This is a genomic window from Bacillus pumilus (genome assembly GCF_009937765.1).
GTDB lineage: Bacteria > Bacillota > Bacilli > Bacillales > Bacillaceae > Bacillus > Bacillus pumilus_O.
Genome location: NZ_CP047089.1, coordinates 1,517,628 through 1,532,215 on the forward strand (window position 1 = coordinate 1,517,628; position 14,588 = coordinate 1,532,215).

Here is a 14,588-nt window from a genome sequence, read left to right on the forward strand (position 1 = left end):
GGAGAACCCGCTTGCCTTGTGACGGATTTTCTTATCATGGAATGACGAGAAACCCATGAAATCATGGGTTCTTTTTATTTCTCTAGTCAAACTAAATTAAGGTGCCACCAATTCAACTTTCATTCTATCAGGATCTTCGAAATAAACTGCGTAATGTTTATCGCCGCCTGCGAAGGGGTGTGTATCGGTATAAAGAATTTTAACCCCTATGCTTTTTAACTTTTCAGTCATATCATCTACTTGCTGCCGGGAACTGGCATGAAAAGCCAGGTGGTTTAGACCTGCCCTGCGTCTATGATAGGGTATGTCCATAAATTGTTCCTCCGTTTGTACGAAAACGATATAAGTTTCTCCTAATTTCCAACTTCGACCGCTTTCCCAGGTTTGATACGGCTCGTAGCCTAACTCCTCTAAAAACCACCCCCAAAAAATAATCGAATTCTTTAAATTCGAAACATTTAGTTCAATATGATGAATAAGTCCTTTTGACAATATATGAACCCCCCATTTAGAAGATTAATTATTATATGATTTAATGTAACTTAATTCAGATGAATATGGAACTTTATTTCATTGTTTAGCTGTTAATGAATAAATCTAAAGAAGAATATGCTGCTTATCGACAGCTTTCAGCAATTTTAAGGCAAATTTAAGCTCGGATTTTATTTCAAATGTATTAAATCTTTGTTACAATAAGACAGCTTTGCTCAGAAGAGACGTTCCAAGGTTCGACATTTTTTTAGCATCTCTTAAAAAATTTATGGTTTGACATGAAACTCTTTTAATGATTCATGCGTCTCTATAAGTGTCAAAAGAAAAGAGGTTATCAATATGCTATTCAAAAAGCTATTAGAAAATAAGTCTGTAAAATGGATAGGATATACAAGCTTTTACTTACTTATTTTGCTATTATTGTTCTTTATTTACGGATTCCATACAGCAAATACGGGATCATTCATTTACAACGATTTTTAATTGGAGATTAGACTATGAAACTATTACACACGATTCATGAATACCAACAAACGAAACCAACACAGCCAGCATTTGTTTCTCAACATGCTTCGATCACATATGATGAGCTTTGGCATCTATCAGACCAAATGGCTGGTGCGATCGATGCGGTCACTAATGATAGTGCACCTGTCATTGTATACGGTCATATGGAGCCAGAGATGCTGATTTCTTTCTTAGGCAGTGTGAAATCAGGTAGGCCATACATTCCGGTCGACATTTCAATCCCTGCCGAGCGTATCGTCTCAATTATTGAAAGCTCAAAAGCCAGTCTGTTGATTTGTGCTAATGAGCAGAATGTACTAGATGTAGAAGAGCACATTGAAGTGAAGAGTGCGGCATCGCTTTTAGCTCTTGAAAAAGAAGCACCGCCATCCTCACAGTGGGTTCAACAAGATGATGTGTTTTACATCATTTATACGTCTGGCAGTACCGGAAAACCGAAAGGCGTTCAGGTAACAGCCAAAAATTTAGAAAGCTTTACAGAGTGGATGTGCCGAGACTTCCCAATTGGTGAGGGGCGCACGTTCTTAAATCAAGCACCATTTTCTTTTGACTTATCAGTGATGGATTTGTATCCAGCGCTTCAATCAGGTGGCACGCTGTACTGTTTAGTAAAAGATCTAGTGAATAAGCCGAAGGATATGTTTGCAGCACTTGGTCAATCTGACGTTGAAGTGTGGACATCAACACCTTCCTTTGTGCAAATGTGTTTGATGGATCCTTCCTTTACAGGGGAGCTTTTACCAGATTTGAAAGTTTTCTTGTTCTGCGGAGAGGCACTTCCTGTATCTGTAGCAAGTGCACTCCTTGAGCGTTTTCCAAAAGCGCAGGTCTTTAATACGTATGGTCCGACTGAAGCAACTGTTGCGATCACATCGATTGAAGTCACGCAGGCCATTCTTGATCAGCACGATTCTTTACCAGTCGGCTATGCGAAACCGGATACAGATATCGTCATTTTAGATGAAGAAGGTAAGAACCTTCCGGATGGTGAAAAAGGAGAAATTGTCATTGTGGGGCCAAGCGTCACGAGAGGCTACTTAGGTGAACAAGCCTTAACGGATAAAGTGTTCTTTGAATACGAAGGGCGCCCTGCTTATCGCACAGGAGATGCAGGTGTGGCGCAGGATGGTTTGATTACGTGCCACGGTCGTCTGGACTATCAAATTAAGCTGCACGGATACCGGATGGAGCTTGAAGAAATTGAATATCATGTGAGCGAGACAACGCATGTCAATGCTTGTGTGATTGTGCCGTTCCAGCCAAACGGTCATGTGGAGTACTTGATTGCAGCCATTGTTCCAGCAGCGCATTCTTTTGAAAAAGAATATCAGCTGACAAGTGCAATTAAGAAAGAAATGGCAGATTCACTGCCTGCGTACATGATTCCAAGAAAGTTTGTCTATCTTGAGCAGCTATACATGACGCCAAACGGGAAGGTTGACCGTAAAAGAATCGCGAAAGAGGTTCTTCTATGATTCCGTTTAGTTCATTCTTTTTCTTCATTCTAATTGGTGTTCTTCTTTTGCCGACGATCATTCTTGGTCTACGCGGCAAACGAATGCAGGGCTACAACATGTTTGCAACGGTTGTGGCACTCGCGCTTATTTTCTCAAAGGATGCACATGGCGCGCTGCTGCTCTTCTTGTTTACAGTTTGGCAAGTCTTGATCATCCGCCTGTACCTTTCGTACCGGTTGAAAGCGAATAAAGCGTCTGTCTTCTATATGGCAGTGGTGGCATCGATTTTGCCACTTGTACTCTCAAAGGTTTTACCGTTCTTTTTAACTCATCAGCCGCATCAACCGCCGCCAATGAACTGGCTGAGCTTTTTAGGGATCTCGTACTTAACATTTAAAGGTGTTCAGTTAGTTATCGAGACAAGAGATGGCTTGATTAAGAAGAAAATTCCGATTCACCGTTTGGTCTATTTCATTGTCTTTTTCCCGACGATTTCATCAGGTCCAATTGATCGTTACCGCCGGTTTGAAAAGGATATGGATACGCCGCCTGAAAAGGAAGCATACAGTGATCTTTTATACGCCGGTGTTCATAAAATTTTTATCGGCTTCTTATATAAGTTCATTATAGGTTATCTAATTAACACGTATATTCTAACGAATATTCATCACTTTAGCAGCAGTCAATTTGTTCAACAGTTAACGTATATGTATGCGTACAGTATGTATTTGTTCTTTGACTTTGCTGGCTATACAGCATTTGCTGTTGGTGTGAGTTATATCATGGGCATTAAATCACCAGAAAACTTTAACAAACCGTTTATCAGTCGGAATATTAAAGACTTCTGGAATCGCTGGCACATGTCCCTGTCCTTCTGGTTCAGAGACTACGTGTTTATGAGATTTGTGTTCTTTATGACAAAAAAGAAGTGGATCAAGAACCGTATGGCTGTATCAAATATTGGGTACTTTGTCCTCTTTCTATTGATGGGTGCTTGGCATGGTCTCGCCCTTCAATATATTATTTACGGACTATATCACGCAGTTGTGATGTCCGGTTACAATCTATTTGAGAAATGGAATAAAAAACACAAGTGGTGGCCGGATAACAAGGTCACAATGGTTGTGTCAATCATTATTACATTCCATGTGATTTGTTTCGGATTTTATATTTTTTCAGGAAAACCATTTCATCATTAATTATTAAGGGAGTAGAAAATTATGGAATTTAAAAATCAAGTATACGGTATTATTGCAGAGGTTTGTCAGGACGACGTTGTGAAAGAAAATCCAGAGATTGCAATTTTTGACGAAGGTCTTCTAGATTCATTTGGTACAGTAGAACTGCTTATGGCAATCGAAAGTCAACTTGGAATTACTGTTCCGATTACAGAATTTGATCGTGATGTGTGGGATACACCGAATCACATTGCTGAGCAGCTGGCAGAGATGAAGTAATGAAAAAGCGTTTTTTTGGGCCGCTTATTTTAGCGGCTGTTCTATTCATTGGTGTTCTTCTTGTACCAAATGCATGGCTCTCACATCTGATCCCAAAAGACAAATTACAAAAGTCAGCCACAGAATTAGATCCGGGGATGTTCCAAGGGCTATATTTACAAGATGAAATGCTAAAAGATCCAACTTATTTGCCGATCTATGGATCTTCTGAACTATCACGTTTTGATCCATATCACCCTTCGAATTTCTTTCATGAGAATCCTCAAGGGTTTACACCTTATCTTATTGGAAAAGGTGGATCTCAATCATTAATTCATGCGATGAACTTTGCTGCTCATATGGATGAATTAAAAGGGAAGAAGCTTGTATTTATCGTGTCCCCGCAGTGGTTTGTAAAAGGGGGATCAGACGAGAATCACTTTGCACCGAACTATTCAGCGCTTCAAGCACTGAATCTCGCTTATAATAAAGAAATTGATCCAACTGTGAAAAAAGAACTGATTAAGAGAATCATGACGTTTAAAGCAGTAAAGAACGACATGGTCATCACAGAGCTTTTTAAAGCAGAGCTTTCTGGGAACAAATTCGCTTATGGCGCGATTTCTCCTATTGCCAAAATGTATTATGGCATGCTTCAAAAGAAAGACATGTACTATACAATTGGATCGGGGCATGAACGTAACCTTAAACCGTCTCCTTCAGTCAAAGGAAAAACATGGTCTGAGCTTGAAAAAGAAGCAAGTGTCTTAGGTGCGAAAAAAGCAGGGAATAACCCATTTTATATTAATCAAAAACTGTTTGAGCGCAAGCTGAAACCGATTATGAAAAAGATGAAGGATTCTCGTGAAGACCACTCTTATGCGGAATCACCAGAATACAAAGATTTTCAAATCATGCTGGATATTTTAAAACAGGCAGGGGCAAAGCCTTTGTTTGTGACGATTCCTGTCAACGGAAAATGGTATGATTATACCGGTTTTCCAAAAGAGGGACGTACAGAGTATTATGAGAAAATCAATCGTCAAATACGCGATAACGGGTATGAAGTCGCAGATTTGACTAAGCATGAGTACGATCCTTACTTCTTTAAAGATACGATTCACGTGTCTTATAAAGGATGGGTGTACATCGATAAGGCAATCGAAAAGTTTTACACAGAGCAGTAGAATGCAGCAGCTTTCTGCTGCTTTTTGTTTGTCGAATCGGCGGATATCTTGTATAAAGAAGGGAAAAGGGCTATGCTGTAAATGGAGGCGATATGATGAATCGTTCTGAGAAAAAAGAACTATTAAAGGGTTCGAAAAAGCATTTTAATGATCATGCCTTTTGGGAAAAGTTAAAAAAGACGGCACAAAAAGCTGGTGTCTCTCTTGTCTATGCTGTGCTATTACTTTACTATACATTGCAAAAACCTGAAGTACCTGTCAAAGCGAAGACCCTTATTATTGGGGCGCTCGGATACTTTATCCTTCCAATTGACCTTATTCCTGATACATTAATTGGTGTCGGCTATACAGATGATTTAGGAGCGATCACATTTGCTCTGCTCCAAGTAGCGATGTACATTGATGATGATGTGAAAGGAAAAGCGAAGGACAGGCTATCAAAATGGTTCGGTGAAAAAACCGATACGTCTCTGATTGATCAAAAGCTTGAAGATGGTGGGATGCCGTCTGCATAAAAGAAAAGCCTCCACAGTTGGAGGCTTCAGCGTGTAGACAAACCCTCGCACTCGGTGTCAGATCTGTGCTTCGGTACTCACGAATGTTCAATTCGCTCCGCTCCGATGCTCGTCCTTCCTAGACTGCAAAGGTTTTCTATCACGCTGAAAAGAAGACAAAGGGCTAAAATCAAGATCATTTTAGCCCTTTGTCAACAATCTGAAGCCTCCACAGTTGGAGGCTTTTTTCATTATCCTAAAAATTTCACGCAAACTGGATGAGGCACTGAGATGTCTGATTGTAAGACAGTGAGTCTTCCTGTTTCTTTGTCGCGTTTGTATAACACTAGGTTGCTAGATTCTTGGTTTGAACCGACGAGGAATTCTTCAGTTGGGTCAAGCACAAAGTCTCTAGGCCAGTTTCCTTCAGAAGAAGCAATCTCGACAAGACTTAATTGACCGTCAGCATCTGCTTTAAAAATCGCAATGCTGTCATGTCCACGATTTCCTGCATAAACAAATTGGCCGTCTGAAGAGACATGGATGGCACTACCTTGGTTGTTCTCTGTAAAGTCATTTGGAATGGTTGCGATCGTTTGAATCTCTTCGAAATGACCATCTTCAAAGTAACGAAGCACAATCACCTCTGAGCTTAGCTCTGTCATCACATATGCCACAGGTTTCGTTGGATGGAATGTGATATGGCGAGGCCCGGTGCCTGGTTTTGTTTCAAATGTATGAGCTAGATCAAGTTTGCCGTTTTCTTTCTTATACGTATAAATGCCATCTGTCCCAAGGTCAACAGCTACTGCAAATTGTTCATCTGGTGTCAGACCCATAAAGTGAGTGTGCGGTTTTTCCTGACGATCTTCGTTAGGGCCAGTTCCTTCATGCTGCGCCTGTGACAGTGTGCGGATCACTGAGCCATTTTCAGCATCGATTTCATACATCTCTGCTGTTCCTTTATGATAGTTTGCTGTAAAAGCTGTTTTTGTTTGACTGTCCACGCTGACGTGACAAGGAGAAGCGCCTTCGGCAAGTTCTTGGTTGATGAAACGAAGTGTGCCGGTTTCTGCATCGATTTGATAAGCAGCCACGCCGCCCTGTGATCCTTCTTTCACCACAGCATACACAAATTTTTGAGAATCTGAGACGGTTAAATATGTAGGATTTTCAAGTTCAGCAGCTACTTCTACTTGCTCAATCTGCTGCTTGTCCGTATTTAATGTAAAAGTATAAATGCCTTTACTGTCTCCCTTTGTATACGTTCCGATATAACCTCTGATGTTAGCCATGTATTGCCCTCCTTCTATAAGATGCTCTCATTCTATCATAAATTCATAGGAAAACGCTTTAGAAAGGCATACCGAAAGAAAAATCAAAAGCGTTGAAATCTACCAGTATTCATTCAAAACAATGTGAAAAAATATGACAAACGGTTTCTCAAATGAAAAGTGTTCAGGTAAAGTAAATAAATTGAAGAAAAAATACAAAAAATTTTAAGTTTTTTCATTCCTTGTCTAGCAAAGGTGTAAGCGTATACATTTAATTTTGATTAGTCTAAATTGTCTAATAATTTTAAAAATGCTGTTGACACTGTATGGAAAGCGGCGTAAGATGGGTTCAACAAAAGCTAAACAAACACGAAAGAGCAAGCGTGAGACACTTCAATATAAAGTGTCTGAAAATTCAACTACTTTTTGTTTGAAAGAGAGGGTGCTCACTGAAAATGGAAGACCAAAAGGAACAGTGGATCTTTTTAAACGATGAACTCGTGAAAAAAGAGGATGCGAAAATCTCAGTTTATGATCATGGCTTCTTATACGGTGACGGTGTGTTCGAAGGGATACGCGTGTATAACGGAAATATCTTTCGAATGAAGGAACATTTAGACCGCCTGTATGACTCCGCCAGATCGATTATGCTGAACATTCCATATTCACTTGAGGAACTCACGGAAAAAATGATTCATACAGTTGAAAGGAACGGACTGAAGGATGCCTATATTCGTCTTGTTGTTTCAAGAGGAGCTGGTGATCTTGGTTTAGATCCAAACAACTGCGGGAGAGCCAACACAGTGATCATTGTGGAGCCGCTGGCCATCTTTCCAAAGCACCTATATGAAACAGGTATTGATATTGTGACGGTACCGACGAGACGAAATCGTCCCGACGTACTGAGTCCAAAAGTGAAATCATTAAATTATTTGAATAACATCCTTGTCCGAATCGAAGCCCATATGGCCGGTGTGAGTGAAGCGCTGATGCTGAACGATCAAGGGTACGTGGCAGAAGGTTCTGCAGACAATGTGTTTATTTATAAAAAAGGGAAGCTCTATACACCGCCAGGTTATATCGGCGCTCTTGAAGGCATCACAAGAAATGCCATCATGGAGATTGCAGAGGACTTAGGTTACGAAGTGAAAGAAGAACCATTCACAAGGCACGATGTGTATACAGCAGAAGAAGTTTTTCTAACAGGGACTGCAGCCGAAGTCATCGCCGTTGTAAAGGTTGATGGCCGTACAATCGGTGAAGGGCAGCCTGGGGTTCACACAAACAAACTTCTTGAACAATTCCGTAAGCGAGTCGTTGAAGAAGGAGAAAAAGTCGTTTTTACAGATGAAAACATTCACGCAAGCTAAATAGATATCGATAAACGTTGAAGAGGACTAGTAGCTTTAGAGTCAGTATCTACAGAGAGCCGGTGGTAGCTGGAAACCGGTGTTACTTTCTAAAGTGAACTCACCTCTGAGTGTCTGCTTGAAATGATAGTAGGGCAGACCGAGTGACATTGCTCACTCGTTACCAAAATGGATGAAAGATGTCCATGAGACGGCAGCTGAATTTGCCGTGAACAAGGGTGGTACCGCGAAAAACAAAGCTTTTTCGCCCCTTTGACCTAGTGAAAAGTAGTGTCATTGTGGGGTGAGAAGGCTTTTTTATATGGTCTAAAATCTCGATCTTGAATAGAAAAGGGTGAAAAAACTTGACTGAAGCAAGACAAAGAGGAGGAAATCAAATGGGGACAAATGTACAAGTGGAGACGGAAACATCTAAAGCACCACAAACGATGAACGGTGCACTCATGTTAATTGAAGCACTTAAAAGAGAAAAAGTAGAAGTCATTTTCGGATATCCAGGCGGAGCGGTTTTACCGATCTACGATAAAATTTATGATTCTGGGTTATTCCATGTCCTGCCAAGACATGAACAGGGAGCGATTCATGCGGCAGAAGGATACGCAAGAGTATCTGGCAAACCAGGTGTTGTCATTGCAACATCAGGACCTGGAGCAACAAACCTAGTCACAGGAATTGCAGATGCAATGATTGATTCACTTCCTCTTGTTGTCTTCACAGGACAGGTGGCAACCTCAGTCATTGGATCAGACGCTTTCCAGGAAGCAGACGTGCTCGGCATCACAATGCCTATCACAAAGCACAGCTATCAGGTGAGAAATCCAGAGGAATTACCTGGCGTCATTAAAGAAGCGTTCCACATCGCAACGACAGGAAGACCTGGTCCAGTCTTGATTGATATTCCAAAAGATGTGGCAGGCATTGAAGGAACGTTTGAATACGATCAGCCAATTGATTTACCTGGTTATCAGCCAAAAGTAGAGCCGAACTATTTGCAAATTCGCAAATTAGTAGAAGCTGTCAGCAGAGCGAAGAAACCAGTCATTCTAGCAGGAGCTGGCGTTCTTCATGGCAAAGCATCTGAAGAATTAAGGCAGTATGTAGAGCAGCAACAAATCCCAGTCGCTCATACACTGCTAGGACTTGGCGGCTTCCCGGCAAAGCACCCTCTTTTCCTAGGGATGGCTGGTATGCATGGCACATATGCCGCGAACATGGCACTTCATCAATGTGATTTGCTCATTTCAATCGGTGCGAGATTCGATGATAGGGTAACTGGCAATCTCAATCACTTTGCGAAACATGCGAAGGTGGCACACATTGATATCGACCCAGCAGAAATTGGCAAGAACATTCATACGCATATCCCGGTTGTTGGAGACAGTAAGCTAGTCCTTCAAGAGCTGATTAAGCAAGACGGGAAGCAAGGAGAGTCAGACGAATGGAAAAACCAACTAGATCAGTGGAAGGAAGAATATCCACTCTGGTATGTTGAAAATGAAGCAGAGGGCTTTAAACCGCAAAAGCTGATTGAATACATTCATCAATTCACAAAAGGTGAAGCCATTGTGGCAACGGATGTTGGACAGCATCAAATGTGGGCAGCTCAATTCTATCCATTTGAAAATGCAGATAAATGGGTCACATCTGGCGGCCTTGGTACGATGGGCTTCGGTTTACCAGCAGCCATTGGCGCTCAGTTAGCTGATCAAGAGGCAACGGTTGTGGCGATTTTAGGAGACGGAGGTTTCCAAATGACCCTGCAAGAACTTGCCGTTATCCGTGAGCTGAACCTTCCAGTGAAAGTGATTGTTCTCAATAATCATAGCCTTGGAATGGTAAGACAATGGCAAGAAATTTTCTACGAAGAACGCTACTCATATTCTAAATTTTCAGAGCAGCCGGACTTCGTTAAATTATCTGAAGCTTATGGCATTAAAGGAATCAGAATCTCATCAGACGAAGAGGCGAAAGAAAAGCTTGAAGAAGCGCTAACCTCTAGAGAGCCTGTTTTCATCGATGTCAATGTAGCGAGAGATGAAAAAGTATTCCCGATGGTAGCACCGGGGAAAGGACTTCATGAGATGGTGGGGGTGAAACCTTGAAAAGAATTATTGTGTTGACTGTATTAAATCGATCAGGCGTACTGAACCGAATCACTGGCCTTTTTACTAAACGACATTACAACATTGAAAGCATTACGGTCGGCCATTCTGAGATTCAAGATGTATCACGCATCACGTTCGTCGTCCATGTAGACCAAGAGAAAGACATCGAACAGCTGACAAAACAGCTGAACAAACAAATTGATGTTCTCAAAGTAACAGACATTACAAACCAATCAATCGTTCAGCGAGAGCTGGCTTTGATAAAAGTCGTTTCTGCACCAGCATCTAGAATGGAGATCACAGGGGTCATTGAACCGTTTAGAGCTTCTATTGTAGATGTGAGCAGAGAAAGTGTCGTCATTCAGGTGACAGGTGAGTCTTCAAAAATTGAAGCACTCATTGAATTACTTAAGCCATACGGCATTAAAGAAGTCGCCAGAACTGGCACCACGGCCTTTGCGAGAGATAATCAGCAAAAGTCGCAACAAAATAAAACAATTTCAATTGTCTAAACAAAAGGAGAGAGTCAAATGGTAAAAGTATATTATAACGGTGATATTCAAGAAAACGTATTAAACGGTCAAAAGGTTGCTATCATTGGATATGGATCACAAGGTCATGCACATGCATTGAACTTAAAAGAGAGCGGCGTAGATGTTATCGTCGGCGTGAGAAAAGGTGGATCTTACACAAAAGCACAAGAAGACGGCCATCAAGTATTCACAGTAAAAGAAGCGGCAGCACAAGCAGATGTCGTGATGGTATTACTACCAGATGAGCAGCAAAAGAAAGTATATGACGAAGAAATCAAAGATCAATTAGAAGCTGGCAACTCACTTGTTTTCGCACACGGATTCAACGTTCACTTCCATCAAATTGTTCCTCCAAGTGACGTAGATGTGTATCTTGTAGCGCCAAAAGGTCCAGGACACCTTGTGAGAAGAACATATGAGCAAGGCGCTGGTGTACCTGCACTATTTGCAATCTACCAAGATGTATCTGGTCAAGCGAAGGACAAAGCACTTGCTTATGCTAAAGCAATCGGCGGAGCAAGAGCGGGCGTTCTTGAAACAACATTTAAAGAAGAAACGGAAACGGATCTATTCGGTGAGCAAGCAGTCCTTTGCGGCGGTCTTACTTCACTAGTAAAAGCAGGATTTGAAACATTAACAGAAGCAGGTTATCAGCCAGAGCTTGCATACTTTGAGTGTCTACATGAACTGAAACTGATCGTTGACCTTATGTACGAAGAAGGATTAGAAGGCATGAGATATTCAATCTCTGATACAGCACAATGGGGAGACTTCGTATCAGGACCACGCGTTGTGGATGCAAACGTAAAAGAATCAATGAAAGCTGTCTTGACTGATATCCAAAACGGCACATTTGCAAAAGAGTGGATTGTTGAAAACCAAGTGAATCGTCCACGTTTCAATGCGATCAATGCTAATGAAAATGAGCACCAAATTGAAGTTGTTGGAAGAAAGCTTCGTGAAATGATGCCTTTCGTCAAACAAGGAAAGAAAAAGGAAGCGGTGAGCGTCGGTGCGGAAAATTAATTTTTTTGACACAACACTTCGAGATGGAGAGCAATCACCCGGAGTGAACTTAAATGCACAAGAAAAGCTAATCATTGCAAAGCAGCTTGAGCGCCTTGGGGTTAATATCATTGAAGCGGGTTTTCCCGCTTCATCCCGAGGGGATTTCTTAGGCGTACAAGAAATAGCAAGAACGATTAAGAACTGTTCTGTTGCTGGTCTTGCACGATGTGTGAAAGGTGACATTGATGCTGCATGGGAAGCATTAAAAGATGGAGTAGAGCCAAGGCTTCATGTCTTTATTGCCACTTCTGACATTCACCTGAAGCATAAACTAAAGAAAACACGTGAAGAAGTCGTAGAACAGGCTGTCGCAATGGTGAAATATGCGAAAGAACGTTTTCCGGTTGTTCAATGGTCAGCAGAAGATGCGTGCCGTACAGATCTTGCTTTCTTGGCAGAAATTGTAGAAAAGGTCATTGACGCTGGGGCGAGTGTCATTAACTTGCCAGATACAGTTGGATACCTTGCGCCAAAAGAGTACGGTAATATTTTTAAATATATGAAGGAACACGTTCCGAATATCGACCGTGTCAACTTGTCCGCTCACTGTCACGATGATCTAGGAATGGCCGTGGCAAACTCACTTGCAGCTATTGAAAATGGAGCAGATCAAATTGAAACGGCTGTCAACGGAATTGGCGAGCGCGCTGGAAATGCCGCGTTAGAAGAAATTGCAGTCGCTCTTCATATTCGAAAAGACTTTTACCAGGTCGAATCAACGATACAATTGAATGAAATTAAGCGTACAAGTGATGTAGTGAGCAAATACTCAGGCATGATTGTACCGCGCAATAAAGCTGTCGTTGGTAACAATGCTTTTGCACATGAATCAGGTATTCACCAAGACGGTTTCCTCAAAGAAAAAACAACCTATGAAATTATATCTCCAGAGCTTGTCGGTGTGACAACAGATGTACTTGTCCTCGGGAAACACTCCGGAAGACACGCGTTTAAAGACCGCATGAAAACACTAGGCTTTAAACTAACAGAAGAAGAAATCAATAAATTCTTTGAGACTTTCAAGAACTTGACGGAGAAGAAAAAAGAAATCACAGATGATGATTTGATTTCTATTATATTGGAAGAGAAAGTAGCAGACCGAAAAATTGGCTACGAATTTGAAAGTCTCCAAGTACATTATGGAACAGAACAAATGCCGACAGCCACGGTCTCTCTGAAAAATCAAGAAACACAAGAAGTCATTCAAGAAGCAGCTACAGGCGCAGGCAGTGTAGAAGCTGTGTACAACACGCTGGAGCGCTGTATGGAGGAAAGAATTCATTTGCTAGACTACCGTATTCAATCAAATGGAAAAGGCAGAGATGCACTAGCCGAAGTATATGTCACTGTTTCAATAGAAGGAAAAGAAACAGCAGGACGCGGTGTAGCGCAAGATGTGCTGGAAGCATCGGCGAAAGCCTACGTCAATGCAGTAAACAGGCATTTAATCTTTAAATCAAATCTCATTGAAATTGAGAAACATCACGCGATCTCATAGGAAAGGAGGTAGGTCCTCATGAAAAAGAAAATTGCACTTTTGCCCGGCGATGGAATCGGACCGGAAGTTGTGACATCAGCTGTCGCTGTCCTCAAAGAGACAGCGGCTCAATTTAGGCACGAATTCGAATTCGAAACGGCGCTTATTGGCGGTATCGCAATAGATGAAAAAAACAATCCGCTCCCAAACGAAACGGTTGATGTATGCAAGAGCGCTGATGCGATCTTATTAGGAGCAGTTGGCGGACCAAAATGGGATCAAAACCCACCAGAGCTTCGTCCAGAAAAAGGCTTGCTCTCCATTCGTAAACAATTGGACTTGTTTGCCAACATTCGTCCTGTCAAAGTGTTCGATAGCTTAAGTGAGGCGTCACCGTTAAAACAGGATCACATTAACGGAGTCGATTTTGTCATCGTTCGTGAGTTAACAGGCGGTCTCTATTTTGGTGAACCAAGCGAGCGCTACACAGATGAAGAAGGAAAAGAAGCTGCGGTTGATACACTCCTTTATACAAAGGAAGAGATTGTCCGTGTATTAAAAGAAGCATTCGACATGGCGTTAACGAGACGGAAAAAAGTAACGTCTGTGGATAAAGCGAACGTTCTGGCTTCTAGTAAACTATGGCGGGATGCGGTAGAAGAAGTGGCTTCTCAAAATCCAGACGTTGAATATGAGCACATGCTCGTTGATAATGCCGCCATGCAACTGATTTATAAGCCTGCACAATTTGATGTCATTGTAACAGAGAATATGTTTGGTGACATTTTAAGTGACGAGGCTTCAATGATTACTGGATCACTCGGTATGCTACCATCTGCTAGTCTATCAAGCACCGGCCTTCATTTATATGAGCCGATTCATGGATCAGCACCCGATATTGCGGGGCAAAACGTCGCAAACCCTCTGGCAACTATTTTATCGGCAGCAAGCTTGCTTAGAACTTCCTTTGCGTTAGAAGAAGAAGCGGCTGCCATAGAAGAAGCTGTAGAAACGGTTCTTGCCTCAGGTAAAAGAACAAAGGATTTATCGGCAAAAGAGGGAACGTATCAAACAACTGAAGACATCACTCACGCAGTTGTAGACGCACTTAAGCAGAACGTGAAAACAATTGTATAAATAGAATCTTGTGGAATTAGGTAGAGGGAG

At 41.7% G+C, this 14,588-nt stretch carries 14 protein-coding genes and 1 other annotated feature; of the genes, 12 read left to right on the top strand and 2 right to left on the bottom strand.

From position 1 onward, the window contains the following. Positions 1-96: 96 nt before the first annotated feature. Positions 97-492 (bottom strand): VOC family protein, encoded by a 396-nt coding sequence (locus GPS65_RS07360; RefSeq protein ID WP_119125197.1) that lies wholly within the window; start codon positions 490-492, stop codon positions 97-99. Between the two features lie 333 nt (positions 493-825). Here GPS65_RS07360 and GPS65_RS07365 point away from each other — a divergent pair, with 333 nt between their 5' ends. From GPS65_RS07365 to GPS65_RS07390, 6 genes are all read left to right on the top strand, one after another. Continuing rightward, positions 826-975, top strand: a complete 150-nt coding sequence (locus GPS65_RS07365; protein ID WP_225970086.1) for a teichoic acid D-Ala incorporation-associated protein DltX — start codon at positions 826-828, stop codon at positions 973-975. A 14-nt stretch (positions 976-989) separates the two neighbouring features. Next, positions 990-2,495, top strand: coding sequence for a D-alanine--poly(phosphoribitol) ligase subunit DltA (gene dltA / locus GPS65_RS07370; protein ID WP_012010798.1), 1,506 nt, complete (start codon positions 990-992; stop codon positions 2,493-2,495). After that, entirely contained in the window at positions 2,492-3,676 is a 1,185-nt protein-coding gene (dltB, locus tag GPS65_RS07375; RefSeq protein ID WP_012010797.1) for a D-alanyl-lipoteichoic acid biosynthesis protein DltB, read from the top strand. Before dltA ends, dltB begins: the two co-directional genes overlap by 4 nt. Before the next feature lie 21 nt (positions 3,677-3,697). Continuing rightward, complete coding sequence (dltC, locus tag GPS65_RS07380; RefSeq protein WP_003216498.1) at positions 3,698-3,934, top strand: D-alanine--poly(phosphoribitol) ligase subunit 2; 237 nt, start codon at positions 3,698-3,700, stop codon at positions 3,932-3,934. Beyond that, positions 3,934-5,100: a D-alanyl-lipoteichoic acid biosynthesis protein DltD gene (gene dltD / locus GPS65_RS07385; RefSeq protein WP_012010796.1), complete on the top strand. Its 1,167-nt coding sequence runs from the start codon at positions 3,934-3,936 to the stop codon at positions 5,098-5,100. The genes dltC and dltD overlap by 1 nt, the downstream gene beginning before the upstream one ends. Positions 5,101-5,195: 95 nt before the next feature. Further along, positions 5,196-5,615 carry a YkvA family protein gene (locus tag GPS65_RS07390; protein WP_012010795.1) on the top strand — a complete coding sequence of 140 codons (420 nt, stop codon included), beginning with the start codon at positions 5,196-5,198 and terminating at the stop codon, positions 5,613-5,615. 230 nt (positions 5,616-5,845) lie between these two features. Here the strand turns inward: GPS65_RS07390 and GPS65_RS07395 are convergent, their stop codons facing one another. Beyond that, a complete protein-coding gene (locus tag GPS65_RS07395) occupies positions 5,846-6,889 on the bottom strand; it encodes a lactonase family protein (protein ID WP_012010794.1) in 1,044 nt (347 codons plus the stop codon). 434 nt (positions 6,890-7,323) lie between these two features. Here GPS65_RS07395 and ilvE point away from each other — a divergent pair, with 434 nt between their 5' ends. From ilvE to leuB, 6 genes are all read left to right on the top strand, one after another. Beyond that, entirely contained in the window at positions 7,324-8,238 is a 915-nt protein-coding gene (ilvE, locus tag GPS65_RS07400; protein WP_088002251.1) for a branched-chain-amino-acid transaminase, read from the top strand. Positions 8,239-8,246: 8 nt separating this feature from the next. Next, positions 8,247-8,493: a binding site (T-box leader), on the top strand. 122 nt (positions 8,494-8,615) lie between these two features. After that, entirely contained in the window at positions 8,616-10,340 is a 1,725-nt protein-coding gene (ilvB, locus tag GPS65_RS07405) for an acetolactate synthase large subunit (RefSeq protein WP_012010792.1), read from the top strand. Then, positions 10,337-10,855 (top strand): acetolactate synthase small subunit, encoded by a 519-nt coding sequence (ilvN, locus tag GPS65_RS07410; RefSeq protein WP_161985392.1) that lies wholly within the window; start codon positions 10,337-10,339, stop codon positions 10,853-10,855. Before ilvB ends, ilvN begins: the two co-directional genes overlap by 4 nt. Before the next feature lie 18 nt (positions 10,856-10,873). Further along, entirely contained in the window at positions 10,874-11,902 is a 1,029-nt protein-coding gene (gene ilvC / locus GPS65_RS07415) for a ketol-acid reductoisomerase (RefSeq protein ID WP_088002247.1), read from the top strand. Continuing rightward, on the top strand, positions 11,889-13,442 hold the full coding sequence (locus GPS65_RS07420) for a 2-isopropylmalate synthase (protein WP_119125196.1): 1,554 nt from the start codon (positions 11,889-11,891) through the stop codon (positions 13,440-13,442). Before ilvC ends, GPS65_RS07420 begins: the two co-directional genes overlap by 14 nt. Before the next feature lie 18 nt (positions 13,443-13,460). Further along, positions 13,461-14,558, top strand: a complete 1,098-nt coding sequence (gene leuB / locus GPS65_RS07425) for a 3-isopropylmalate dehydrogenase (protein ID WP_119125195.1) — start codon at positions 13,461-13,463, stop codon at positions 14,556-14,558. The last annotated feature ends 30 nt before the right edge of the window (positions 14,559-14,588 follow it).